General features: G+C 69.3%; 23 protein-coding genes and 2 pseudogenes. 6 read left to right on the top strand and 19 right to left on the bottom strand.

Going from position 1 to position 22,153, the window contains the following annotated elements:
• Positions 1-88: 88 nt before the first annotated feature.
• The 6 genes from rpsD to MPLG2_RS10960 all read right to left on the bottom strand — a co-directional run bounded on the left by rpsD (position 89) and on the right by MPLG2_RS10960 (position 3,364).
• On the bottom strand, positions 89-694 hold the full coding sequence (rpsD, locus tag MPLG2_RS10935) for a 30S ribosomal protein S4 (RefSeq protein ID WP_105186149.1): 606 nt from the start codon (positions 692-694) through the stop codon (positions 89-91).
• A 28-nt stretch (positions 695-722) separates the two neighbouring features.
• Positions 723-1,139 (bottom strand): 30S ribosomal protein S11, encoded by a 417-nt coding sequence (gene rpsK / locus MPLG2_RS10940; protein WP_105186150.1) that lies wholly within the window; start codon positions 1,137-1,139, stop codon positions 723-725.
• Positions 1,140-1,180: 41 nt separating this feature from the next.
• On the bottom strand, positions 1,181-1,555 hold the full coding sequence (gene rpsM, locus MPLG2_RS10945) for a 30S ribosomal protein S13 (protein WP_105186151.1): 375 nt from the start codon (positions 1,553-1,555) through the stop codon (positions 1,181-1,183).
• A gap of 240 nt (positions 1,556-1,795) precedes the next feature.
• The gene (gene rpmJ, locus MPLG2_RS10950; RefSeq protein ID WP_002514836.1) at positions 1,796-1,909 is read right to left on the bottom strand and encodes a 50S ribosomal protein L36; all 114 of its coding nucleotides are present in this window, start codon (positions 1,907-1,909) and stop codon (positions 1,796-1,798) included.
• A gap of 88 nt (positions 1,910-1,997) precedes the next feature.
• Positions 1,998-2,219 carry a translation initiation factor IF-1 gene (infA, locus tag MPLG2_RS10955; RefSeq protein ID WP_105186152.1) on the bottom strand — a complete coding sequence of 74 codons (222 nt, stop codon included), beginning with the start codon at positions 2,217-2,219 and terminating at the stop codon, positions 1,998-2,000.
• A gap of 299 nt (positions 2,220-2,518) precedes the next feature.
• Entirely contained in the window at positions 2,519-3,364 is an 846-nt protein-coding gene (locus MPLG2_RS10960; RefSeq protein ID WP_105186153.1) for a formate/nitrite transporter family protein, read from the bottom strand.
• A 110-nt stretch (positions 3,365-3,474) separates the two neighbouring features.
• On the opposite strand from MPLG2_RS10960, the gene MPLG2_RS10965 reads away from it, so the two are divergent.
• Entirely contained in the window at positions 3,475-5,718 is a 2,244-nt protein-coding gene (locus MPLG2_RS10965) for a HelD family protein (protein WP_105187623.1), read from the top strand.
• On the opposite strand, the gene MPLG2_RS10970 is transcribed toward MPLG2_RS10965, so the two are convergent.
• The 10 genes from MPLG2_RS10970 to MPLG2_RS11015 form a co-directional block, all read right to left on the bottom strand.
• On the bottom strand, positions 5,627-6,577 hold the full coding sequence (locus MPLG2_RS10970; protein ID WP_231935631.1) for a methylenetetrahydrofolate reductase: 951 nt from the start codon (positions 6,575-6,577) through the stop codon (positions 5,627-5,629). The genes MPLG2_RS10965 and MPLG2_RS10970 overlap by 92 nt on opposite strands.
• Before the next feature lie 234 nt (positions 6,578-6,811).
• Positions 6,812-7,060, bottom strand: a complete 249-nt coding sequence (locus MPLG2_RS10975) for a hypothetical protein (RefSeq protein WP_105186155.1) — start codon at positions 7,058-7,060, stop codon at positions 6,812-6,814.
• A gap of 524 nt (positions 7,061-7,584) precedes the next feature.
• A complete protein-coding gene (locus tag MPLG2_RS10980) occupies positions 7,585-8,301 on the bottom strand; it encodes a TetR/AcrR family transcriptional regulator (RefSeq protein ID WP_105187624.1) in 717 nt (238 codons plus the stop codon).
• A 191-nt stretch (positions 8,302-8,492) separates the two neighbouring features.
• Entirely contained in the window at positions 8,493-9,614 is a 1,122-nt protein-coding gene (locus tag MPLG2_RS10985) for a YihY/virulence factor BrkB family protein (protein ID WP_105186156.1), read from the bottom strand.
• A 66-nt stretch (positions 9,615-9,680) separates the two neighbouring features.
• Entirely contained in the window at positions 9,681-10,298 is a 618-nt protein-coding gene (locus MPLG2_RS10990; protein ID WP_105186157.1) for a DUF3618 domain-containing protein, read from the bottom strand.
• Positions 10,295-10,765, bottom strand: a complete 471-nt coding sequence (locus MPLG2_RS10995) for a phage holin family protein (RefSeq protein ID WP_105186158.1) — start codon at positions 10,763-10,765, stop codon at positions 10,295-10,297. Before MPLG2_RS10995 ends, MPLG2_RS10990 begins: the two co-directional genes overlap by 4 nt.
• Positions 10,762-11,484: a hypothetical protein gene (locus tag MPLG2_RS11000; RefSeq protein ID WP_105186159.1), complete on the bottom strand. Its 723-nt coding sequence runs from the start codon at positions 11,482-11,484 to the stop codon at positions 10,762-10,764. Before MPLG2_RS11000 ends, MPLG2_RS10995 begins: the two co-directional genes overlap by 4 nt.
• A gap of 213 nt (positions 11,485-11,697) precedes the next feature.
• Positions 11,698-12,126: a hypothetical protein gene (locus MPLG2_RS11005; RefSeq protein ID WP_158681072.1), complete on the bottom strand. Its 429-nt coding sequence runs from the start codon at positions 12,124-12,126 to the stop codon at positions 11,698-11,700.
• 200 nt (positions 12,127-12,326) lie between these two features.
• Positions 12,327-12,968, bottom strand: a complete 642-nt coding sequence (locus MPLG2_RS11010) for a response regulator (protein WP_105186161.1) — start codon at positions 12,966-12,968, stop codon at positions 12,327-12,329.
• Positions 12,965-14,128 (bottom strand): sensor histidine kinase, encoded by a 1,164-nt coding sequence (locus MPLG2_RS11015; RefSeq protein WP_105186162.1) that lies wholly within the window; start codon positions 14,126-14,128, stop codon positions 12,965-12,967. The genes MPLG2_RS11010 and MPLG2_RS11015 overlap by 4 nt, the downstream gene beginning before the upstream one ends.
• A gap of 153 nt (positions 14,129-14,281) precedes the next feature.
• Here MPLG2_RS11015 and MPLG2_RS11020 point away from each other — a divergent pair, with 153 nt between their 5' ends.
• From MPLG2_RS11020 to MPLG2_RS11030, 3 genes are read left to right on the top strand one after another with little or no spacing between them, the layout of a single operon-like run.
• Positions 14,282-14,989, top strand: a complete 708-nt coding sequence (locus MPLG2_RS11020) for an ABC transporter ATP-binding protein (RefSeq protein WP_105186163.1) — start codon at positions 14,282-14,284, stop codon at positions 14,987-14,989.
• A 15-nt stretch (positions 14,990-15,004) separates the two neighbouring features.
• On the top strand, positions 15,005-15,793 hold the full coding sequence (locus MPLG2_RS11025; protein ID WP_105186164.1) for an ABC transporter permease subunit: 789 nt from the start codon (positions 15,005-15,007) through the stop codon (positions 15,791-15,793).
• Positions 15,759-17,063, top strand: coding sequence for an erythromycin esterase family protein (locus MPLG2_RS11030; RefSeq protein ID WP_158681074.1), 1,305 nt, complete (start codon positions 15,759-15,761; stop codon positions 17,061-17,063). Before MPLG2_RS11025 ends, MPLG2_RS11030 begins: the two co-directional genes overlap by 35 nt.
• A 145-nt stretch (positions 17,064-17,208) precedes the next feature.
• Here MPLG2_RS11030 and MPLG2_RS11035 read toward each other — a convergent pair whose 3' ends face one another.
• The 3 genes from MPLG2_RS11035 to MPLG2_RS11045 are packed head-to-tail and all read right to left on the bottom strand — an operon-like array spanning position 17,209 to position 21,018.
• Positions 17,209-17,751, bottom strand: a complete 543-nt coding sequence (locus MPLG2_RS11035; RefSeq protein WP_105186166.1) for an SDR family NAD(P)-dependent oxidoreductase — start codon at positions 17,749-17,751, stop codon at positions 17,209-17,211.
• 46 nt (positions 17,752-17,797) lie between these two features.
• Entirely contained in the window at positions 17,798-18,982 is a 1,185-nt protein-coding gene (locus MPLG2_RS11040; protein WP_105187625.1) for a zinc-dependent alcohol dehydrogenase, read from the bottom strand.
• Positions 18,979-21,018 (bottom strand): catalase, encoded by a 2,040-nt coding sequence (locus MPLG2_RS11045; protein WP_269459144.1) that lies wholly within the window; start codon positions 21,016-21,018, stop codon positions 18,979-18,981. Before MPLG2_RS11045 ends, MPLG2_RS11040 begins: the two co-directional genes overlap by 4 nt.
• A gap of 475 nt (positions 21,019-21,493) precedes the next feature.
• Here MPLG2_RS11045 and MPLG2_RS11050 point away from each other — a divergent pair.
• Positions 21,494-21,883 (top strand): annotated as a pseudogene (locus MPLG2_RS11050) (ISL3 family transposase); the annotation flags it as partial.
• 11 nt (positions 21,884-21,894) lie between these two features.
• Positions 21,895-22,038, top strand: a pseudogene (locus MPLG2_RS19440) (transposase); the annotation flags it as partial.
• Between the last annotated feature and the right edge of the window lie 115 nt (positions 22,039-22,153).

The following is a 22,153-nucleotide window of genomic DNA, read 5'->3' on the forward strand; positions in this document are numbered from 1 at the left end:
CCCGTGCGAGGCCACCCCGCACGGGGGTGAGGACGCCGCAGCGTCCTCGTTGTGATGGCCCCCGGCGGAACCGGGGGCCATCACAGGCTCACTTGGAGTAGAGCTCGACGATCAGCTGTTCGGTGACGTCGATGGTGATCTGGTCGCGAACCGGCAGCTGGTGCACCAGAATGCGGCCCTTGTTCGGGCGCACGGTCAGCCAGGCCGGCACGGTGCGCTCGTGGTGGGTCTCGCGGGCGATCACGAAGGGCAGCGTGTTCATCGACTTCGGGGCGATGTCGATGATGTCGTAGGCGCTCACGCGGTACGACGGAATGTTGACCTTCTTGCCGTTGACCAGGAAGTGGCCGTGCACGACCAGCTGGCGGGCCTGGCGGCGGGTGTTGGCGAAGCCGGCGCGGTAGATCACGTTGTCGAGCCGCGACTCGAGAATGATCAGCAGGTTGTCACCGGTCTTGCCGGCCAGCCGGTTGGCCTCTTCGTAGTAGCGGCGGAACTGCTTCTCGAGCACGCCGTAGGCGTAACGCGCCTTCTGCTTCTCGCGCAGCTGCAGCAGGTATTCCGACTCTTTGGTGCGGCCGCGGCCGTGCACGCCGGGCGGGTACGCACGACGCTCGAACGCCTTGTCGTTGCCGACCAGGTCGGTGCCGAGCCGGCGCGATTTCTTGGTGATGGGTCCGGTGTAACGGGCCATGGTTCAGTCCTCTTCTTTCGGCTCGGGCTCAGACGCGACGGCGCTTGGGCGGACGACAGCCGTTGTGCGGCACGGGCGTGACATCGGCGATCGGGCCGATCTCGAGCCCGACCGCACCCAGCGAACGGATCGCGGTCTCACGGCCGGAGCCGGGACCCTTGACGAACACGTCCACGCGCTTCATGCCGTGCTCCATGGCACGGCGTCCGGCGGCCTCGGCGGCCATCTGGGCGGCGAACGGGGTCGACTTGCGGGAGCCCTTGAATCCGACGGTGCCGGCGGAGGCCCACGAGATCACCGCACCGGTGGGGTCGGTGATCGTGATGATGGTGTTGTTGAACGTCGACTTGATGTGCGCCTGACCGGCGGTGACGTTCTTCTTCTCTTTGCGGCGCAGCTTCGTCTTGGAAGCGGCCTGCGCCTTGGTGCGGCCTGCAGTAGCCATGTGGTGTCAGTACTCCTGGTTATCTCGTGCCGGGGGCCGCGTCAGCGGGCCTTCTTCTTGCCGGCGACCGCCTTCTTCTTACCCTTGCGGGTACGGGCGTTCGTCCGGGTGCGCTGACCACGCACGGGCAGGCCCATGCGGTGACGACGGCCCTGGTAGGAGCCGATCTCGATCTTGCGCCGGATGTCGGCGGCGACGGTGCGGCGCAGGTCGCCCTCGGTCTCGTAGTTCGCTTCGATGTGATCGCGAAGCGCAACGAGCTGTTCGTCGGTCAGTTGGTGGACACGGATGTCGCCACTGATGCCAGTGGCGGCCAGGGTTTCGGCTGCGCGGGTGCGTCCGATGCCGAAGATGTAGGTGAGTGCGATCTCCAAGCGCTTCTCGCGCGGCAGATCCACCCCGATGAGGCGTGCCATGAGGCGTTTCCCTTTCGTTGCCGGAGCGGCTGTCGGGCCGTTCCGCGGAGGTGTCTGGCGTGATGCGTCCCCTCGCCGCCTCGGCGTGGGCCCCGGCCTCCGACCGGGGGTGTCGGATCATCGCGGCAAGCCGCCTGATCCGGTGCGATCACGTTGTTCAGTTGGCCACCCTCGTCGTGACGGGTGGTGGACGGGTGCGATCCCGTCCAGTGAGGCTGCGGCCCTGACGGCCAGCCCAGGTCAGCCCTGGCGCTGCTTGTGCCGCGGGTTGTCGCAGATCACCATCACGCGACCGTGCCGGCGAATCACCTTGCACTTGTCGCAAATCTTCTTGACGCTCGGCTGAACCTTCATCGAGCAACTTTCTGACTCGTCGCTCCGGGCAAAGGTGTTCCCGGGCGTGGGCTCGGGAACCAGCCGGAACTGGTGGTGGATGTGCGGGTTACTTGTGCCGGTAGACGATGCGGCCGCGGGTCAGATCGTAGGGAGACAGCTCGACGACGACCCGGTCGGCGGGAAGAATACGGATGTAGTGCTGCCGCATCTTGCCGCTGATCGTCGCCAACACTTTGTGGCCGTTGGCGAGTTCAACGCGGAACATCGCATTCGGCAGTGCTTCGACGACCTGACCCTCGAGTTCGAGGGCACCTTCCTTCTTCGCCATTGCTCCCAATCTGGACGTGGACGCACCTGAGAACACAGGTGACCGAAGGTCGAGTCTAGTCCAGAGGACATGGACCACCCAAATCGTCCGGCCCGGGCCGCCGGTGGCCGTCCGAGGCTGCCAGACGCGGCCGGCAGCATCAACTCGTCAGTCCGGCGAACGCCGGAATCTCACCACGCAACCACGAGCCCCGACGACGGCACACGGCCCACGCCACAACGACAGGGCTCGCGCCTTCCGCAGGATGACGGCCGGCCGCCCAGTTTGGCGCGAGTTCGGAACCGTCCCAACTCACGCCATCAGGGCTCGGACGGCTCGGGATGGCTCCGTTCGTCGTTGACGTAGGCGTAGTAGATGCCGATCAGCAGCCCGCCGCCGACGAAGTTGCCGATCAGCGCGAACGCCACGTTGCCCAGTGCCAGCCCGATGTCGATGCCGTTGCGCAGGCCCATCACGGTGAACAGCACGGTGTTGGCCACCGAGTGCTCCAAGCCGCCGAAGGCGAACACGAACACCGCCATCACCATGACCAGGCACTTGGTCACGTCTTCTTTGATCAGGCCGTTGTACACCAGCAGCATCGCCATGTTGATCATGAAGTTGCACAGCACGGCCCGCACCAGCAGGTCGACCCAGCCCACCGGGCCGGCCGACACGTAGGCCAGCTTGTGGTCGACGGCGGCGATCATCTCGTGCAGCACCGTGCCCGAGGCCAGCGAACTGCCCCACACCAGCATCGCGATCAGCGCCCCGCCCAGAAAGTTGCCCACGAAGCACAGCCCGAGCAGACGCATCGCCTTCGGCCAACTCGTGCGCTTGTGATACGCCCCGATCGACACGATCATCATGTTCGAGGTGAGCAGTTCTGAGCGTGAGTAGTAGATGAACACCAGCGCCCAGCCGAACACCAGTGCGCCGACCAGCTTGCCGACGCCCCGCAGCGTGGGCGCCACGTCGACGAACGCCGCGATCACGGTGTAGTTGATCAGGTAGAAGCCGCCGATGATCACCCCCGCCATCGCGGCGCGCTGCAGGTAGCGCCGGGTCATCTCGCCGCTCATCTCGGTCTTGGTGTCGAGCGCCTCGAGCACCGTCGAGATGAACTTCCTACCGGGGAACAGTTGACCGCGGTCAGCCACAGGCATGAGCCCAACTCTGGCATGCGCGGGAGCTCGGCATCGGCCGTTCCGAAATGGCGATGGTGCACCCGTCGGCCGCACGTGTCGAGCCGACGTTCGTCGTCGGCGGTGCCCACATGGCGGGCCGGTCGCGCGACGGCGTAAAGTGGGCGGTCGGTTTCACGCACCATGGAGGTTCCTTGACCCAGCCAGCCTCGGCGCTCGACCGCGAACTCGCCATCGAACAGGCTCACGTCGACCTGGTCTATGCGCAGCTCGACAAGGCCACCGCGTCGGCCCGACGCAGCGCCACCGCCGGACGCTCGATCTACACCTCCGATCGCGGCACCTGGATGCGTGAGGAAGACGGCACCGCGATGTTCGAGCGCGACGCGTTCGCCTTTCAGGCGGCGAAGCGGCTGGCCACCCTCGACGCCGAGCACGAGGGACTGGTGTTCGGCCGGCTCGACCTGGCCGACGGAGACATTCGCTACATCGGCCGCATCGGTGTGCGCGACGAAGAGTACGAGCCCCTGGTGATCGACTGGCGCGCCCGCGCCGCCGAGCCGTTCTACCGCGCCACCCCCGCCGACCCCATGGACGTCACCCGCCGCCGGGTGCTGCGCTGCCGCAACGACCGGGTGATCGGCATCGAGGACGATCTGTTGGACGCCGCCGAGGCCGGCGACCTGGTGATCATCGGCGAGGGCGCCCTGATGGCCTCGCTGCAGCGCGCCCGCGGCAACCACATGCGCGACATCGTGGCCACCATTCAGGCCGAGCAGGACGAAGCGATCCGGGCCGAGGTGCCCGGCGTCACGATCATCTCGGGCGGCCCGGGCACCGGAAAGACCGTGGTGGCCCTGCACCGCGCCGCCTACCTGCTGTACAGCAACCGGCGCCGGTTCGAGCGCGGCGGCATTCTGGTGGTCGGCCCGTCCGCGCTGTTCATGAACTACATCGAACGGGTGCTGCCCAGCCTGGGTGAGGACTCGGTGACGCTGCGTTCGATCGGCGCCGTCGCGGTCGACGTGCTGGGCCTGGTGGCCGAGCGCAACGACGACGCCGCCGCCGCGATCATCAAGGGTTCGCTGCGCATGGCGCCGGTGCTGCAGCGACTGGTCAACCTGCCGATGGTCGACGCGGGCCCCGACGGGCTGCGGCTGGTGGTCACCGTGAAGGGTGAGGTGCTCGCCGTGGACGCGCCCGCGCTGGCCCGGCTGCGCGCCGAGATTCTGGCCCGGCACAAGGTGAATCGCGGCCGTGAGGCGGCCGAGCAGGCACTGCTGCGGGCGCTGGTGGCGCAGGTGCCGGCCGAACTCGACCTCGAACCGGCCGTCGCCGAAGACCTGATCACCTCGAGCGCGCAGTGGCGCATGTTCGTCAACGCCTGGTGGCCCCCACTGTCGCCCACCGAGGTGCTGCGCCGACTGGACGACCCGGCGGTCACCCGTCAGGTGAGCGTCGGGCTGCTCGACGAGGCCGAGCAGCGGGTGCTCATCGAGTCTTTCCACGAGCAGACCTGGTCGGTGGCCGACATCGCCCTGCTCGATGAGCTGGCCGCTCTGCTGGGGCCGGTGCCGGCCGATGACGACGACGATCCGCTGGTGTTCATCGAGGGCGGCACCGCAGTGCCCGAACTGGTCACCACGGCCGACCGGCTGGCCCGCGAACGCGAGGACGACCCCGACGCCGAGGGCCACGACGAGTTCGCCCACCTGCTGATCGACGAGGCGCAGGACGTCACGCCGATGCAGTGGCGCATGCTGCGCCGCCGCGGCGGACACGCGTCATGGACGATCGTCGGCGACCCCGCGCAGAGCAGCTGGCCCGACCTGGCCGAGTCCGAGCAGGCGCTGGCCGAACTGATCGGGCACGCACCCAGCAGGCGGCACCGGCTCAGCGTCAACTACCGCTCCCCCGCCGAGGTGTTCGCGCTGGCCGCCCAGGTGGTCAGCCGCGAGTTTCCCGAGGCCGACCTGCCCGAGGCCGTCCGGTCGACCGGTGTGCAGCCCGAGCTGCTCGCCGGGCCCGCCGACGCCCTGTTGCCGACCGTCGTCGAGCGGGCCGCCGACCTGCTCGGCACCCTGGCCGGCACCGTCGGGGTGATCGCACCCCCGTCACGCATCGCAGCGGTCGAGCAGGCGTTGGCGGCCCTGGACGACCCGCGACTGGTAGCGGTGACGCCCCTGCAGGCCAAGGGTCTAGAATACGACGGCGTGATCGTGGTGGCACCCGACGACATCGTGGCCGAGTCGCCCGGCGGCGTCCGGGTGCTCTACGTGGCGCTCACTCGTCCGACGCAGCGGCTGGTGACCGTCGATCCAGACCCAGCGCGCGCAGATTGGCGAGAATCGCTGAGGTGGCCCGCGAACGATTGAGGGTGAAGAACTGCAGGCCGGGCGCCCCGCCCTGCAGCACCTTCACGCTCAGTTCGGTGGCTAGTTCGACACCCACTCGGCGCACCTCGGCCGGGTCGTGGGCCACCGCGTGCAGCCGCTGCACCATCGCCTCGGGCATCGACGCCCCCGACAGCGTCGCGAACCGTTCGATCTGGCCGATGTTGGTCACCGGCTGAATGCCCGCCACGATCGGCAACGTGCAGCCGACCGCCCGGGTGCGCTCGACCAGCCGCAGATAGGCGTCGGCGTCGAAGAACAGTTGGGTGATCGCGAAGCTGGCCCCGGCCTCCTGCTTGGCGAGCAGCAGCCGGGCGTCGAGGTCGGCGTCGCGCTGCTGCGGGTGCGGGTCGGGAAAGGCGGCCACGCCGATGCCGAAGCCGAAGTTGTCGGCGATCAGCCGCACCAGTTCGGTGGCGTTGGCCAGGCCGTCGGGGTGCCGCTGCCAGGGCACGGTGGGCCCGCCGGGCATGTCACCCCTGATCGCGAGCACGTGCCGCACGTCGGCGTCGGCGTAGGCGGCCAGGGTGGCCAGCAGCTCGTCGGTGGACTGGCTGGCGCAGGTGAGGTGCCCCATGGTCTGCGCCTCGGTGCGCGCCTTGATGAACCGGGTGGCGGCGATGGTGCGGTCGCGGGTGGCGCCCGAGGCGCCGTAGGTGACCGACAGCCAGTCGGGGCCGGTGGCGTCCAGGTCGAGAATGGTCTGGGCGAGCACGTCGCCGGCCGCGGCGTCGGCGGGCGGGAAGAACTCGAAGCTGAAGGTCGGCCTGCTGGTGTCGGCCAGCAGCTCGGCGATGCTGGGCAGGTACTCCCGCTCGGCACCCTCAGGGTTCACAGACACAGCCAAGCACCATACCCGGGGTGCACCGAGTCCGTCGCCAGGTCGAACGGCGCCGAGATTGACCGAGGCGTACGCGTGTGGTGCACGTTTGGCCTTATCCAGTGACAGTCATACCGGTGAGCCAGTCAACCGATGTCATGGTCCAGCCGAGACCGTAGAAGGTTGATACGTGCGTCGGCGCACAGAGGGGCGACAGCCTTGCTTTGGCGAACCGATGTCGACAGCGGGGTCGCATCAGAACCACACCTGCTGAGACGCAGCTACCGTGCCGCGGCAGATGAGCCATCGTGTTTTCACCTCGCAAACCCGAACCGGCGGTTGGGTGGCGGCGACACGTGTGAGGCAATGAGGTACCACCACCACCCAGGCCAGCGACCAGCCGAAACGCGAGCCGACCACCGCGTTGGTGACGATGTCGCCGATGTCGAGGAACCCGCCGATCGCGGTCAGGATGCCGAGCGCGACAGCAAAGATCCGTTTCATCGGCCCAGATCCTGCTCCACTCTGGCCAGATCGGCTTCGAGGGCGGTCAGCCGCTCAAGGTCACCTCTGGTCAGTCGGGACACTCCGGCTCGAGCCAACCCACTGATCTCCGCAGCGGCACGATCGACGATTGGAGTAGCAATAGCCCATTGCTGTTCGTCGGCGTCATCGGCTGCGGTCAATTCGCGCTGGGCATCGGCGATCGCGTCCTGCCAGTCTGAAGAAGAACCTGAGTATCGGCAGACGTGCTGCGCTCGTTCAGCCGGAGGTGAACGGCCAGGGCGAGGCTCGCGACGGAAGCATGGGTTTGGCGACCGCAACGGCCGGAATGTCATTCGAAGGCCCACTCCCACAGCCGGTCAGCAACACCAGTCGTAGCGGTGACCATCTTCATCGTCATCCCACCCTTTCGAACCCTTACCCTGAACCCGGCGGGCGGATCCCCGCCTCACCCCGCCGGGCGAGGGCTTCTAGCGACGATGAAGCGCGATGTTCTCCACCCATGATTCGATTACTATTCCTGGCTACTGCGAGACCTGCAGCTCGATCCGGTCGAGCAGGGTCTCCAACGCGATCTCGAACTCTTCCTCGCCGTGGTCCTCGCTGAGCTTGTCGCGGAGCCGCAGCACCTCGCTGTCGGCGGGCAGCACGACGTCGGCGTCCCGGTTGCCCACCTGTGCGTCGCCCTCGTCCATGGGTTCCTCGACGGGTGAGGTCTCGGCACCGTGGAGGGCGGCTTCCAGCAGCAAATGCCCCAGCAGGAAGCTGGTGAAGGATCGATACACACCGACCACCCGGTCGTCGTCGAAGCCGAATCCGGTGAGGGTGGTGAGGAAGTGTTCGACCACGTCCAGGCTGCGCAGCGGCGGACGGAGCCATGGTGCTGCGGGATGTCGCGTGGCCACCAGCGGGAATGCGCGCGGATGCTGCATCGCCAGGTCGCGGACGGTGTGCGCAAGCGTCTGAAGGTAGCCCTGCCAGGTTTGCGCCAGCTGAGTGTCCAGGGCCTCGGTGACTCCGCCGAGGAGGCGGGTGACCACCGCTTCCAGGATGTCTTCGCGTCCGGTCACGTAGCGGTACAGCGACATGGCCTCGACGCCCAGGTCCTGCGCAAGCTTGCGCATGCTGAGCCCCTGGGCTCCGTGCAGGTCGATGAAGCGGAGCGCCGAGTCGACGACCAGATCACGGCTCAGCCCGCGAGCACTGCGGCGATTGCGTTCGGAACTGCCTACCTGCTCCATGATCTCGACTCTGTGTGACGCGGACGAATGAACGAAGCTCCGTCCCTCGGCGCAGGTGTCGAACAGGATCGGAGTCAAGTGATCCTAGAGAAGCGCCCATCGATCCGGAACCCACTGGGGACTTGACGAACTATTCATCCGGGTCGCGACCCGCTCGGGTCCATCTCTGACGACGATGGCCCGTGGACCGATCAGCTCTTGTTCGTGGTTTCGGGCGTGCTGGATCCGCCAGTACCGAAGGCATCGCGGCCCTCTGGCGCCTCTCGATCTCCGGGGCCGGAGTCGGCCTTCACCGCATCACGTTCTCCCATCGGCTTGGCCGGGCCCTTTGTGGTGTCCCTCGCGGTCTGCTGCTCGGCCTCGGAGTTGATCTCGGCACCGAGCAGGACGGCGTAGGAGGTGATCCACAACCACATCAGCAGCACCACGATGCCGGCGAACACGCCGTAGGTCTTTGCGTAGTTGCCGAACGTCGACACGTACAGCGAGAACCCGACCGAGGCGACCAGCCACAACAGCGTGGCGACCGCGGCGCCGACCGACACCCAGCGCAGCTTGGGGGCATCCCGGTCCGGAGCGAGGCGGTAGAGCACCGCCAGTGCCCCAGCCACCAGTACCACCAGCAGCACCCAGCGGGCCACCTCGAGCAGCACGGCGATCACCGGGTTGTCGCCGAAGGCGGCGTTGATCAGTGGGGGCACCACGCCGACCAGACCGAGCATGAGGACGATGAGCACGACCGCGCCCAGGGTGAGGCCGAGGGCGATCAGCCGCTTGACGATGGCGTTGCGCTTGTCCTGCTCGTCGTAGGCGATGTTGATCGCGGTCATCAGGTTGTTCACCCCACCGGAGGCGCTGAACAGGGCGATGGCGATGGACAGCGCCGCACTCCAGCCGAGCGCGGTGCGGTTCATTGTGTTGATCTGATTGACGATCAGTTGACGCACCTCCGCAGGCATGGCGCTGAGGGAGTTCACCTGCTGCGCGATCACGCCGGGGTCTGCGAACAGCCCGTACAGGGTGACCAGGGCGATGATGCCCGGAAAGAGCGCGAGGAAGGCAAAGAAGGCCACGCCGGCGCCCATCAACGGCACCTGGTCGACCTTTGCTTCGGCCCAGCCTCGCTTGACGATCGCGAGCCAACCCTTGGCGGGAATCTCCGTGGGCTTGTCGGCCTCACCACCCGGTATCCCGTCGGCGCGCGTGGAGGCGGCGTCGCCCGGTTCGTCACGATTCCCGGCACGGTCCGGTCGGGTCGACGTCTCCCCCTTGCCGCGGGTCGGCGGTTCGGACGTGGTTGTTCGCTCGGCCATGGTTCACGGTGCTTTCGTCTGGGGGAACCGGCACCGCGAGCGGTGCCGGTTCCTGGGGAATGGGCGTCAGTGCGACTGCGCGTCCTGGACGGCGTCCTTCGACCCCTGTGCCTGGGCGGCGACGTCGTCCTTGGCGGACTGTGCCTCACCCTTGACGTTCGCGGCGCCATCGGCGGCCACGGCCTTGATCGACTCGGCTGCCTGCTGAGCCGGCTCACGCAGGTTGTCGGCCATCTCTTTGGCGACGTCGCTGACCTGCTGCTTGAGCGGGTCGAGGTTGTCCTGCAGCTTGCCGACGGCCTGCTGCTCCTTGCGGCTGGCCGGGATCAGGGACGAGACCAACAGACCAACCCCGAACGCGATCAGCCCGGCGGCCAACGGGTTGCCGCGGGTCTTCTGCTGGGCCAGCTGCGGCGCGTTGGCGACGGCGTCACCGACCGCGCTCGCCTTGTCTGAGACCGCCGATTGCAGCTCGCCGGCCCGGCCCTGATCGTAGGGGTCGTCGGGTGAGCCCATGATGGAGTCGCGGAGGTTCCGCGCCCTGTCCTTGACCCGGTCCACCTGCCGGGTGGCGATGTTCTTCGGGTTGACCGTGTCGCCCAACGTGTCCACGTTGCGGCTCAACTCTGCCCGGGTGCGCTCGATGTCGGCTCGGATCTCGTCCGGGTTGCTGCTGTCGGTCATCGGTTCTCCTCTTCGTGGCCTCGGATTGCGTTGGGAATCTTGCTGATGGTGTCCGTGGTCTGCTGCAGGCCTCGGATACGTTCGAACTCTTTCTTGCCAGCCATGGCCAGTCCGCCGGCCACCGCCGCCCACACCAGGGCGACGACCAGGCCCGACCAGTCGTTGCCGATGAAGCGGCCCAGACCCCACCAGGCGCTGACCGAGAGGAAGACCAGGAACAGCAAACCCCCGACGGCCGCCGCGGCGAACAGGCCGGCGCCCTTGCCCGCCCGGCTGCCGCTCTGCCGCACCTCTGCCTTGGCCAGCGCGACCTCCTGCCGCATCAGGGTGGACAGGTTGCTGCTGACATCGGACAACAGTTCGCCGATACTGCGGCCGTCCTCGGCCTCCAGCGCCGAGGCGCGATGTCCGCTACCCCGCTCCGGCACGCCGGAAGGCGGCTGAGGTTGATCGACGGGATGGGTCATCGCACCTCACCGGTCCGAATCGAGGGGCCGCCGTCCGCGGGGTCGTCGGCTGCCGCGCTGCCCACGCCCGCGTCGTAGGCCGCACGGGCCGGGTCGTCGAACCTGGTGCCCAGCGAATCACCCGCCCCGACTTCGGGAGAGGTGATCAGATCCGAGTAGCCCGCACCTGCACCGTCGGTGCTGGCGTTGACGTCCGCCAACCGCGACAGACCACGATCGTTCGAGCCCGAATCGAGTTCGGTATTGGCGGCCGCCGCACCGCGTGCGATCCGTCCGGCAATGACACCCGCGAGACCGCACAGAGCAAGGAAGGCCACCGGACGACGCCGGGCGAAGCTCTGTACTTCCTTGAGCAAATCCGCAGGTTCGTGGCCCTCCAGCCACTCGGCGAACTCGCCGCTCTTCCGAGCGGCCTGCTCGACCAGATCGGTGACGGGCCCGGGCTGTTGCGAACCCGAGGCCAGGCCGCCGAGCTCTTCCGAAATCGAGTGCAGGCTGGCGGCCAGCCGCTGCTGTTGCGTGCCTCCTTGGGCGGCAACCTCGTCGCGTACCGACTCGAACAGGCTCCTGGCCTGCTGCTTCGTCTCGGCCACTACGTTGGACGCCTCCTGCTTTGCCGTGCCGGCCACGTCCTTTGCGGCCTGCACACCGGTTTCGGCGACCTTGCCGGCCTCTGTTGCAACGGTGTTCTTCGACGACTCGGTGGTGCTGTCTTTCATGGAGGGTTGAGATGTGTCATCGGGCCGATAACGATCGCCCGAGTCAACGGCGTCTGGATTCTGCGCCGCCGGTGCACCTTCATAGGGAGAGGGGGGTTGGGTCATCAGGAAGCTCCTCCGCTGCTGTCTAGGATTTTCGTGGTGAACACGAAGTACGCGACGTTCACGCTAACTTACGGTGTAAGCCCCGACCACACCCCAAGGGCCGGAAAGTCAACAAGGGTGGGGACGACGTGTGCCTCGCGGCGTAGCGTGGCGCGGGTCGGAGACAGGAGGAACCGTGCCCGCATCGCGCGCAGCGCGCACGTCGACCACCGCCTTCATGGAGCGGCTCGAGCAGAGCGAATCCCTGGGCCGGGCGGCCGACGAGATGGCGAAACCGATGGGTGCGCTGCTTGGCGATGGACCCGTGAGCGATGCACTGAGGGGACGACCACTCGCCGCGTATGGCAGCGCGCCTTGCGCCCCCAGTTCGCGCGCCGCTGCCTCGACCAGCAGACCCAACTCATAGTGGCCGGTGTGCAGACCGAGCGCCGTGGGCGTGCCGTCGGCACCGCGCAGCCCGCCCAGGGTGCTCACGATCATGATGTCGTCGTGGCCCAGCTCACCCGGCGCCCAGCCCATGCCGGCGTTCTGGCTCATCGGGAACAGGTCGCCCGACGGGGCCTCGCGCAGCAGTTCCGGCGTCAGCGGCAGCCGGCCCGCCGCCCGTCGGCGTGCGTCGCCACCTCGAACAATGCCGCATCGGTGCGATAGATGTCGTCGAGCCCCATGCACCCGACCTTAGGGCGGTTCCGTCGACGTTTGGTGTCGACTACGACCTCGAACGTCGACGAAACCCGTCACCCGCCGGCCGCGCGCACCCGCATCGCGGCTGAGACCCGGTTGTCGACGCCCAGCTTCGCGAAGATCGTGCTCAGGTGCGCCTTGACCGAGGCCATGCTGACCCCGAGGCGGGTCCCGATCTGGGCATTGGTGAGCCCGTCGGCCATGAGGACGGCCACCTCACGCTCGCGCGCAGTGAGCCGGGCGTAGGCGGCTGCCGCCTCGGGGTCCACCGCCGGCTTGTCGACCGCCACCTGGATGAGCGTGTTCGTCACCTCGGGCGACAGCGACGGCTCGCCGGCATGGACCCGCCTGACCGCGTCGGTGAGCCGGGCCGGGTCGGCGTCCTTGAGCAGGAAGCCGTCCGCACCCAGGCGCAGCGCGCGCACTACGTAGTCGTCGGTGCTGAACGTGGTGAGGACGATGACCTTCGGCCGGGGCGCGCGACCGGCCAGAGCCTCCAGCGTCGCCAGCCCGTCCATCCCGGGCATGCGGATGTCGAGCAGCAGCACGTCCACCGGGGTCGCCTCGAGCTCGGCCAGCGCCGCCGCGCCGTCGCCCGCCTGCCAGGCCACCTCGAGGCTGGGGTCCTCGGCCAGGATGAAGCGCAGCCCTGTACGCACCATCGGGTCGTCGTCGACGATGCCCACGGCGATCACAGCTGCTCCTTCGCGTCGCGGATCGGCAAGACCACGTCCAGGACGAACCGCCCGTCCTGCACACCGTGGCTCACGCTCCCACCGAGCAGGGCCACCCGCTCGTCGACGCCGATGAGCCCGAGCCCTGCGCCCGTGCGGTCGGGCGGTGCCAGGTCGGCGATCGGGTTGACGACGTGAACCCGCACCGCGCCGGTCTCGTGACTCACCGCCACGTCCACCGGGCTGCCGGGGGCGTGCTTGCGCGCGTTGGTGATGGCCTCTTGGAGGATCCGGAACCCATGCCGCGACACCCGGACGGGCACCGCCGCGAGATCGCCGGTCACTCTCAGCCGCACCTGCTGGCCCACATCCTCGGCGTCGGCCGCGAGCACCGCGGCCTGCTCGAGCGTCGGCTGCGGGGCCTCCGGCGCCAGGCCCGGGCTGCGCAGCGTGGTCAGCATGGCCCGCAGCTCATCGAGCGAGGCCTGCGCGTTGGCCTGGATGAGCTCTGCCGTCTCGCGATACTCCTGCGGCGTCGTGCTGCTGCGATAGGCCAGCGCGCCGGCGTGCAGGGCGACGAGCGAGAGCCGGTGGGCGATCGCGTCGTGCATCTCGCGGGCGATGCGCTCACGCTCGGCCAGCCGCGCCTCGGCCAGCCGGGCCAGCTCAGCCTCGTGCCGGGCGGCCTCGGCCCGGACACGATCCTCTCGGGCCTCGAGCCGGGCCCGGGCCAGCAGCCCGACCAGGCTCGCCACCACGACCGCGACGACGGCCAGGATCAGCTCCACCTGGAGCGCAGAGGCGGCCGCCCCGCCGCGGGTGCTGCCCCACGACTCGATCCCCTTGCCGGCGACCAGCGCCGCCCCGATGCCCACGGTGGTCAGCAGCCGACCCGACCGGCGCGCGACGCTCTCCTGAGCAGCGGCCGCCGCCCCGATCACCGTCGGCGACACGGCCCACAGCACCGCGCAGGCGAGAGCCGACGCGACGGGTCGGCTCGTCCGCCACCGCAGCGCGACCAGGGCGAGCAGCCCGGGGCCGGCGACGCGCAGCAGCCACCAGAGGCTCAACGGCTGGTCGGCCACGACCGCGGCGAGCGCGGGCGTCATGTAGTAGGCCCAGCCCAGCCCGGCGACGACCCACGGCCACGGGGTGCGCGCAGGGACGCTCGGATTGGTCACGACCTCAGCCTAGGGTCCTCGGCGCCTGCCCGGATCGGTCGTGGGGGGACGCGCGGGGGTCCGTTCGGCCAGGTCCCCGGCTAGCCGGACGGACCCCGCCGCGCGGCCCATCGCCCGATGTGCCCGCCCGGGTGGCCGCGGTGCACTGAGACCATGATCGAGCTCAGCCACGTGACCAAGCGCTTCGGCGCCACGCTCGCCCTCGACGACGTGAGCTTCGCCGTCCGGCCCGGCAGCATCGTCAGCTTCCTCGGCCCCAACGGGGCCGGCAAGTCCACCGCCCTACGCTGCCTGGTGGGCCTCGTCCAGCCGGACACCGGCACCGCAACCGTGGCCGGGGTCGCCTACCGCACCCTGCGCAGCCCCGGGCTGGTGGCGGGTGTGCTCCTGAACGCCGACGACGCCCACCCAGGACGGACGGGGCGCGAGACTCTCCGGCTCGCCTGCCTGACCCTGGGGCTACCGTTCAGCCGCGCCGACGAGGTGCTTGCCGAGGTCGGCCTGTCCCGTGCCGAGTCCCGGCGCCGGGTGCGCACCTACTCGCTCGGCATGCGGCAGCGGCTCGGCATCGCCCGCGCGCTGCTGGGCGACCCGTCAGTCCTCGTCCTGGACGAGCCGGCCAACGGTCTCGACCCCCAGGGGCAGCGCTGGCTCGCCGGTCTGCTGCGCCAGCGCGCCGAGCGCGGCGGGGCCGTCCTGCTGTCGAGCCACCAGCTGGCCGAGGTCGCCCGGATCGCCGACCGCGTCGTCATGATCGGCGCCGGTCGGGTGCTGGCCAACCGGCCCTTGGCCGACGCCGGCGCCGCCGAGCTCGAGGACGAGTACTTCACCCTCACCAGCGGCGTCGATCGCGCCGCCTGATCAAGGAGCCCCAGCATGTCCCAGACCCTCACCGTCCCTCGTCGCGCCGCCGGCACCACACGGGCCGACGACCCGAGCACCGTCCGCCAGCTGGCCCGGGCCTGCCTGATGGAGCTGCGCTCGCTCCTCAACACCCGCGCCGGGATCGCCCTCGCGGTGGGTGCCGTGCTCGGCATCGGCGTGTTCGCGGGCGGCCGGGCGGCCTTCCCGGCCGACGACACGGCGCTCGGCGTCCTCGTGACGATGGCGTCCTGGCCGGGAGGTCTGGCCGCGATGGTGGCCTCCGTGCTCCTCGTGACGAACGAGTTCTCGACCGGAACGATCTCGGCCACGCTCGCCCTGCAGCCGCGGCGCGGCATCGTCCTGACGGCAAAGGCGCTCGTCGTGACAGGCCTGGTCCTACTCGTCACCGCGGTCGCGCTGCTGGCCGGCGTGCTCATGGTGCTCGTCGTCCCGCTCGTGACCGGGCAGGATCTGCAGTGGACGCTGAGCCTCGCCCGCATCGCCGCCGGCACCGGCGTCAACCTGCTCACGTGCCTCGCGGCTCTCGCGTGGGGCCTCGTGGCCCGCAACGCGGCCGCGCCGATCGTGCTGCTGCTCGTCTGGCCCACGCTGTCGAGCCTCGTGAGCGCCGTCTCGCCTCGCGTCGGCGAGCTGCTCGCCTACCTCTCGCTCGACGCCCCCTTCGCCGTGGCCAACGCCCAGCCGGGGGCCGTGCTGCAGCTGCTCACCGCTTCGCTCGTGTGGGTGCTGCTGCCCGGCATTCCCGGTGCCCGGCACTGGCTGCGCGCCGACCTGTCCTGACCCACCCCTTCCGAAGGAGAACCCCATGCCCACCCGTCCTCGCCGCCCCATCCTTAGGGTGCTGGCCATCGTCCTCGCCGTCGCGCTCGTCCTGGTGCTCGGCGGGTTCGCCTGGCGCTTCGTCACCACGCGCCCTGCCGGCGAGCCCCAGGCCGTCGAGCTCACCGACGCGACCCTCTCGAAGACCCTCACGTCGGCCACCGTCCTCGCCGTCGGCGAGGCCACGCACGGGACGGCCGAGTTCCAGCAGGTGCGCCAGCAGGTGCTCGCCAAGGTCGTCGCGGATGGTTTCACAACCGTCGCGCTCGAAGACAGTGCGGGCACCGCGACCCAGGTCGACGCGTGGCTCCAGGGCGGTGCCGGCACCGCCGAGGAGGCGGCGAAGCGGTTCGGCTACGGCATCTATCACACCCGGCAGATGGCCGACCTGCTCACGTGGATCCGGGACTACAACAAGTCGACGCCCGCCGAGCGCCGCATCCGGCTGTACGGCATCGACGTGCAGCCGCCCGAGGCCGACAAGCAGGTGGTGCTGCGCTGGCTCGCCAGGCGCGACGCCGACGCGGCTGCGTCCTTCACCGAGCGGCTGTCGACCTTCGACAACGACTCGCTGTACGACAAGAACGCCGCCGTCGCAGCGGCGCCCGTGGCGGCCGAGCTGGCGACCGTCGTCGAGAAGGCGGCAGCAGGACGCAGCGACGACGCGACACTGCGGGCCCGTCTTTCGGCCAGAGCGCTGGCGCACGGCGCCACGTACGCGACCGGCAGCCGGCAGGGCGACGCCCGCGACCGGCTCCTGGCCGACCAGCTCGCCTGGCTCGTCGAGCGCCGGGCCGAGGTCGGGGCTAAGCACACCCTGCTGCTCGCCCACAACGGTCACGTCGACCGCGCCGGTCAGGCGACCGCGGTGCCCGGCGAGACGCTCGGCTCGCTGTCGGCCAAGCGCTGGGGAGACGCCTACCGGGCCATAGGCACCGACGGCCATCACGTGGAGCTCAGCTCGGATGACCAGACCATCCGGGTGAGCGTCGACTCGCCAGTGCGGGGCCTGTTCGCCGGCACGCGGGTCGGCTACCTGGAGATGGCTGCCGCGTCACCGGCCAACCGACAGGTCCTCGATCGCTCGATGCCCATGGTGAGCGCCGGCGTCCCCTTCCCCGCCTGGTACACGTGGCTGCCGATGCTCCACTCGGTGAAGGTCACCCCGAACCAGGCCTGGGACGCGCTCATCTACGTCGAGGACGGCACCCCGACGACACCCGTTGGGTGAGCCGTCACGGGCGTGCAACCAATTGGCAACCCCCTGACGTGGGCGTCGGCCCGGACGTAGGTTCGACTCATCCAAGGCGAGGAGTCAATGATGACCAGCCGACGCTCCAGGTTCGAGTCAAGCAGCTGATCGAGGTCGACGGCCTTCAGTTCAAAGACCTGATCAAGCCCGGGACGATGGTGGTGGCGGTGACCCCGCTGCCGGCCAATTCGGCGGCGAGCCCGTCGGAGAACCCGACGGCGCCGAACTTGGCGGTCGCGTGGGGCAGCAGGTGCGGCGGCGCGACGATGCCCCCGACCGAGGCGACGGTACCGATTCGTCCCCGGCGGCGTCGCCGCATGCCCGGCAGTACCGCCCAGGCCAGCTCGATCGGGCCCTTGAGCATGGTGGCGATGGCGTCGTCGAAGTGCGCCAAGCTGACGTCGGCGGCTGGACCCACGTGGATGATGCCCGCCACATGAATGGACACCTCGATCGGCCCCAACTCGCCCTCGACCGCGCCGCCCAGGTCGACGATCTGGTCGTGGTCGCGCACATCGCACAGGTAGGAGTGCGCCCGGGGTCCGAGGCGGTCGATGGCGGCAGCGAGTTCGTCCTGGTTCCGGGCGGCGATCGCCACCCGGTAACCGAGCCGGATCAGTTCGGCGGCGATCAGCAGGCCGAGGCCGCGGGAAGCCCCGACGACCAGAGCGACGCCTGCGGTCCGGGGTGCGGACCTTCCCGCCTGAACCCGCTCACGGGTGCAGCACCACCTTCAGGCAGCCGTCGGTCTTCTGCTGGAACATGCGATAGGCCTCCGGTGCCTCGCTCAGCGGCAACCGGTGGGTGGCCAGCGTTTCCAGCCCCAACTCGTCGCCGGGACGCAGCGCGATCTCGAGCAGTTCATCGGTCCAGCGCTTCACGTGGCACTGGCCCATCCGCAGGGTGAGGCCCTTGTCGAACATGGTCATCATCGGCAGTGGGTCGGCCATACCGCCGTAGACGCCGCTGATGCTGACCGTGCCGCCCCGCCGCACCGACTCCAGGCTGAGGTTCAGCGCCGCCAGCCGGTCGATGCCGACGCTCTCGACGGCAGCCTGCGCGACCGGCTTCGGCAGCCGGGCCGCAGCACCGATCACCGCCGCGGCCACCGGGCTACCGTGCGCCTCCATGCCGACCGCCTCCAGCACCCCGTCGGGTCCACGGCCCTCGGTGAGATCCCGCAGGGCGCCGGCGACATCGTCCACCGCGGCGGCGTTCACCACCTCCGATCCGCTGGCCGCTGCCCTCGCCAACCGCTCCGGCACCAGGTCGACGCCGATCACCCTGCCGACACCTCGGTGCAGCGCGCTGCGCACCGCCAGTTGGCCGACCGGGCCCAGCCCGATCACGGCGAGGGTGTCGTCGGGCCCGACGTCGGCGTACTGCACCCCCTGCCAGGCGGTGGGCAGGATGTCGGACAGGTACAGGAACCGCTCGTCCGGCAAATCCTCCGGCAGCCGGATCGGGCCGAAGTCGGCGTGCGGCACCCGAACGTACTCGGCCTGCCCGCCCGGCACCGCGCCGTAGAGACTGGTGTAGCCGAAGAGGCTGGCGCCCTTGCCCTGCTCAGTGTTCTGGGTGGTCTCGCACTGCGCGAACAGGCCGCGCGAACACATCCAGCAATGCCCGCACGAGATGTTGAAGGGCACCACCACCCGGTCGCCGACCTTCAGCTCGCCGACGTCCGAGCCCACCTGCTCGACCACTCCCATGAACTCGTGGCCGAGCACGTCACCCCTGGTCAGGTAGGGGGCGAGCACCCCGTACAGGTGCAGGTCGGAGCCGCAGATCGCGGTCGACGTGACCCGGACGATCGCATCGGTCGGCTGCTCGATGGACGGGTCGGGCACGCTCTCGACACGGACGTCCTCGAGCCCGTGCCAGGTCAGCGCCTTCATGCGTCGGCCCCGGCCGGTTCGAACCGCTGCCACACCCGGTGAGCGGCCAACAGGTCGGTCAGGTCGTCCACCAGAGCGGCCGGCTGACCGCTCACCACACCTGCCCCGTCGATGCCGACCCGTTCCAGCACGTCCTTTCCCTCGCCCATGGCTGCTATCGGCTTGGCGTGCCGCCACGCCTGCCGGAGCAGCTCGACCACCCGGGCATCCACGTCCACCTCACCGGACGGGGCGGCCCGGGCGTCCAGCGTCGGCGTGGCGCCCGGCTCGGGAGGCGTAGACGCGGCGATCACCAAGGCGTCCAACTCGACGGCGACCGCCGTGCCGTAGCTGCGCTGCGGCAACTCACCCTCGACACTGCTCCCCGCCGGGCCGATCACCAACGGCAGCAGGCCCGCACCGCGCAGGCCGTCCAACAGGTCACCGACGCCGGGCACCCGCTCCGCGCCGATCACCACGCCGACAGTTCGCCCGGTCACCGGCCACGAGCCACCCACCATGGACAGCGCGGGGGATCGCTGATCGGACGAGACTGGGCCGCCGTCCGGCACCGGCAGCCCGAGGCCGGCCGCCACCCCGGCGGCCAGGTCGGCGTCGATCGCCGCCAGCTGGTCCAGCTGGCGCTGCCGGATCACCAGTTCGTAGCACTTGCTCAACTCGAAGGTGTAGGCGGCCACCACGTGATCGCGTTCGACTGCACTGAGCGACCGGAAGAACAGGCCGGCCTGACTGAAGTGGTCCTCGAAGGAAGCCGGCAGCTGCCGCACCCGCGCGTTCGCCTCCGGTATCCGGGGCGCCTCGATGAACGCGCCCTCGGTGACCACGAACGGGCAGCCGCCGTCCAGCGAGTTGGGGTGGTACGGCGCCACCCCGCCGTGCACCGCACCCTGGTGCATGCCGTCCCGCAGCAGGTCGTTGACCGGGGCGTGGCTCCGGTTGATCGGAAGTTGGGTGAAGTTCGGGCCGCCGAGCCGGGTCATCTGGGTGTCGAGGTAACTGAACAGCCGCACCTGCAGCAACGGATCGTTGGTGACGTCGATGCCCGGCACCAGGTTGCCGACCTGGAACGCCACCTGCTCGGTCTCGGCGAAGTAGTTCACCGGGTTCGCCGTCAGCGTCATGGTGCCGATCACCTGCACCGGGCACAGCTCCTCGGGCACGAACTTGGTGGGATCGAGCAGGTCGATGCCCTCGAACAGCTCGTCGTCGGTCTCTGGCATCACCTGCACGCCCAGATCCCACTGCGGAAAGTTGCCGGCCTCGATCGCGTCGGCCAGGTCGCGCCGGTGAAAGTCCGGATCCAGCCCGCAGAGCAGTTGCGCCTCTTCCCAGACCAGGCCGTGCACGCCGGCCTTGGGCTTCCAGTGGAACTTCACCAGGCAGGTGTCGCCGTCTGCGTCGATCAGTCGGAAGGCGTGCACCCCGAAGCCCTCCATCATGCGCAGCGAGCGTGGAATTCCGCGATCGGACATGTTCCAGATGGTGTGCGCCTGCGCCTCGGTGTGCAGCGACACGAAGTCCCAGAAGGTGTCGTGCGCCGACTGGGCCTGCGGAATCTCCCGGCTCGGGTGCGGCTTGCCGGCGTGGATGATGTCGGGGAACTTGATGCCGTCCTGAATGAAGAACACCGGAATGTTGTTGCCCACAAGGTCGTGGACGCCCTCGGAGGTGTAGAACTTCACCGCGAAGCCGCGGGTGTCACGGACCGTGTCGGCCGAGCCGCGCGAGCCCAGCACGGTGGAGAACCGGACGAACACCGGCGTCTCCACTCCGGGCTGCAGGAACGCCGCCCGGCAGATGCCGGCCGCCGCACCGTTGGCGACGAACGTGCCGTGCGCCGCCGCACCGCGGGCATGCACCACCCGCTCCGGTATCCGCTCATGGTCGAAATGGTTGATCTTCTCGCGCAGGTGCTGGTCGGCCAGCAGCACCGGGCCGCGCCGTCCGGCCTTCAACGAATGGTCGGTGTCGCGCAGCGGAACCCCGCCGGGCGAGGTCAGCCGGGCCCCCTGCTGGGCAAAGGCCGTGCCGGGCACGGGCAGCGGCGCGCCGGTCGCGGTGTGCGGATCGGGTCCGCGCTGATCGTTAGCAGGCGGAAGCGGGCCGGTCGGATCGACCGGTTGCGCCGCGTGAGGCGATTGCGGGCTGGGCGCGCCAGGAACGGGGGTAGTGAGGGACATGGCTTCTCCAAGAGCATTGGACGAGTGCGGCGCGAGTGCAACGCTGCACCTTTCGAGCCTGCTCCAAAGCCGGGCCCTGCAACACACACCCTGGGGTGTAAGCCGCAGAACGCCCAAGCCGGTCAGAGCAACAGCAGCCGAAGCCACCCCTGAGTCGGATAGTAAACGGCGCCGGAAGCCTGATTCGATGTGGTCATGGAAGAACTAAACGGGCTCTTCACAATCCACGGTGTAGTTGGGTGTGAGGGCGGCTGGCGCGTCGGTCACGGGTTAGGGGTCGAGGTCTCCCGAGGATGGGGTTCTCACTCCAACCCATCCGGAAGACTTCGACGTGCCTGACGCTACCTTCGCGAGCCCTGATGTGACCACGTTCTGCCGCGTGGATGAGCTTGGTCTGGTGGTGGTCGGGCAACGCTTGGAGCCGCAGCGGGCGGTGCTCGCCTGTCGGGTCGTCGAGCAGGATCAGTGGTGTCGACGGTGCGGCTGCGAGGGCGTGGTGCGTGACACGGTGGTGCGTCGGCTCGCTCATGAACCGCTCGGCTGGCGACCGACCGTGTTGGAGGTCACGATCCGCCGTTACCGCTGCACCGGCTGCGGTCACGTGTGGCGCCAGGACACCACAAGAGCGGCCGAGCCGCGGGCCAGGTTGTCGCGGCGGGCGCTGCGGTGGGCGTTGGAAGGCCTGGTGGTGCAGCACCTGACCGTGGCCCGGATCGCTGAGGTGTCCAGAATTGTGCCGGGCTGGATGAGACCGTCGGTGCGTTCCGCACCCGCCGGCTCGATCACACCGGTTTCCCCTACGTGTATCTGGACGCCACCTATCTGCATGTGCGCACCGAACAGGCCATGGTGGTGTCCAAAGCGGTCGTGGTCGCCAATTTCGCTGCGCAAACATCCGGATCTGCCGCACGCGGCGCGGTCGACCGTGCCGATGAGGGCGCTTCGCCGTTCTACTGCAGAGCCGACGGAACGAGTGAGGCTGCCCTTTCCG

The organism is Micropruina glycogenica (genome assembly GCF_900289045.1).
In the GTDB taxonomy this organism is placed as follows: domain Bacteria; phylum Actinomycetota; class Actinomycetes; order Propionibacteriales; family Propionibacteriaceae; genus Micropruina; species Micropruina glycogenica.

Excerpts from the sequence above, each read along its gene's own strand:
- rpsD (WP_105186149.1), bottom strand. The coding sequence starts at position 694 with ATGGCCCGTTACACCGGACCCATCACCAAGAAATCGCGCCGGCTCGGC.
- MPLG2_RS10960 (WP_105186153.1), bottom strand. The coding sequence starts at position 3,364 with ATGCCTGTGGCTGACCGCGGTCAACTGTTCCCCGGTAGGAAGTTCATC.
- MPLG2_RS10980 (WP_105187624.1), bottom strand. The coding sequence starts at position 8,301 with ATGGAGCAGGTAGGCAGTTCCGAACGCAATCGCCGCAGTGCTCGCGGG.
- MPLG2_RS10965 (WP_105187623.1), top strand. The coding sequence starts at position 3,475 with ATGGCGGGCCGGTCGCGCGACGGCGTAAAGTGGGCGGTCGGTTTCACG.
- MPLG2_RS11005 (WP_158681072.1), bottom strand. The coding sequence starts at position 12,126 with ATGAGCCAGAACGCCGGCATGGGCTGGGCGCCGGGTGAGCTGGGCCAC.
- MPLG2_RS11040 (WP_105187625.1), bottom strand. The coding sequence starts at position 18,982 with ATGAAGGCGCTGACCTGGCACGGGCTCGAGGACGTCCGTGTCGAGAGC.
- MPLG2_RS10975 (WP_105186155.1), bottom strand. The coding sequence starts at position 7,060 with ATGAAACGGATCTTTGCTGTCGCGCTCGGCATCCTGACCGCGATCGGC.
- MPLG2_RS10995 (WP_105186158.1), bottom strand. The coding sequence starts at position 10,765 with ATGACCCATCCCGTCGATCAACCTCAGCCGCCTTCCGGCGTGCCGGAG.
- MPLG2_RS10990 (WP_105186157.1), bottom strand. The coding sequence starts at position 10,298 with ATGACCGACAGCAGCAACCCGGACGAGATCCGAGCCGACATCGAGCGC.
- MPLG2_RS11000 (WP_105186159.1), bottom strand. The coding sequence starts at position 11,484 with ATGAAAGACAGCACCACCGAGTCGTCGAAGAACACCGTTGCAACAGAG.
- rpsK (WP_105186150.1), bottom strand. The coding sequence starts at position 1,139 with ATGGCTACTGCAGGCCGCACCAAGGCGCAGGCCGCTTCCAAGACGAAG.
- infA (WP_105186152.1), bottom strand. The coding sequence starts at position 2,219 with ATGGCGAAGAAGGAAGGTGCCCTCGAACTCGAGGGTCAGGTCGTCGAA.
- MPLG2_RS10985 (WP_105186156.1), bottom strand. The coding sequence starts at position 9,614 with ATGGCCGAGCGAACAACCACGTCCGAACCGCCGACCCGCGGCAAGGGG.
- MPLG2_RS11020 (WP_105186163.1), top strand. The coding sequence starts at position 14,282 with ATGATCGAGCTCAGCCACGTGACCAAGCGCTTCGGCGCCACGCTCGCC.
- rpmJ (WP_002514836.1), bottom strand. The coding sequence starts at position 1,909 with ATGAAGGTTCAGCCGAGCGTCAAGAAGATTTGCGACAAGTGCAAGGTG.
- rpsM (WP_105186151.1), bottom strand. The coding sequence starts at position 1,555 with ATGGCACGCCTCATCGGGGTGGATCTGCCGCGCGAGAAGCGCTTGGAG.
- MPLG2_RS11025 (WP_105186164.1), top strand. The coding sequence starts at position 15,005 with ATGTCCCAGACCCTCACCGTCCCTCGTCGCGCCGCCGGCACCACACGG.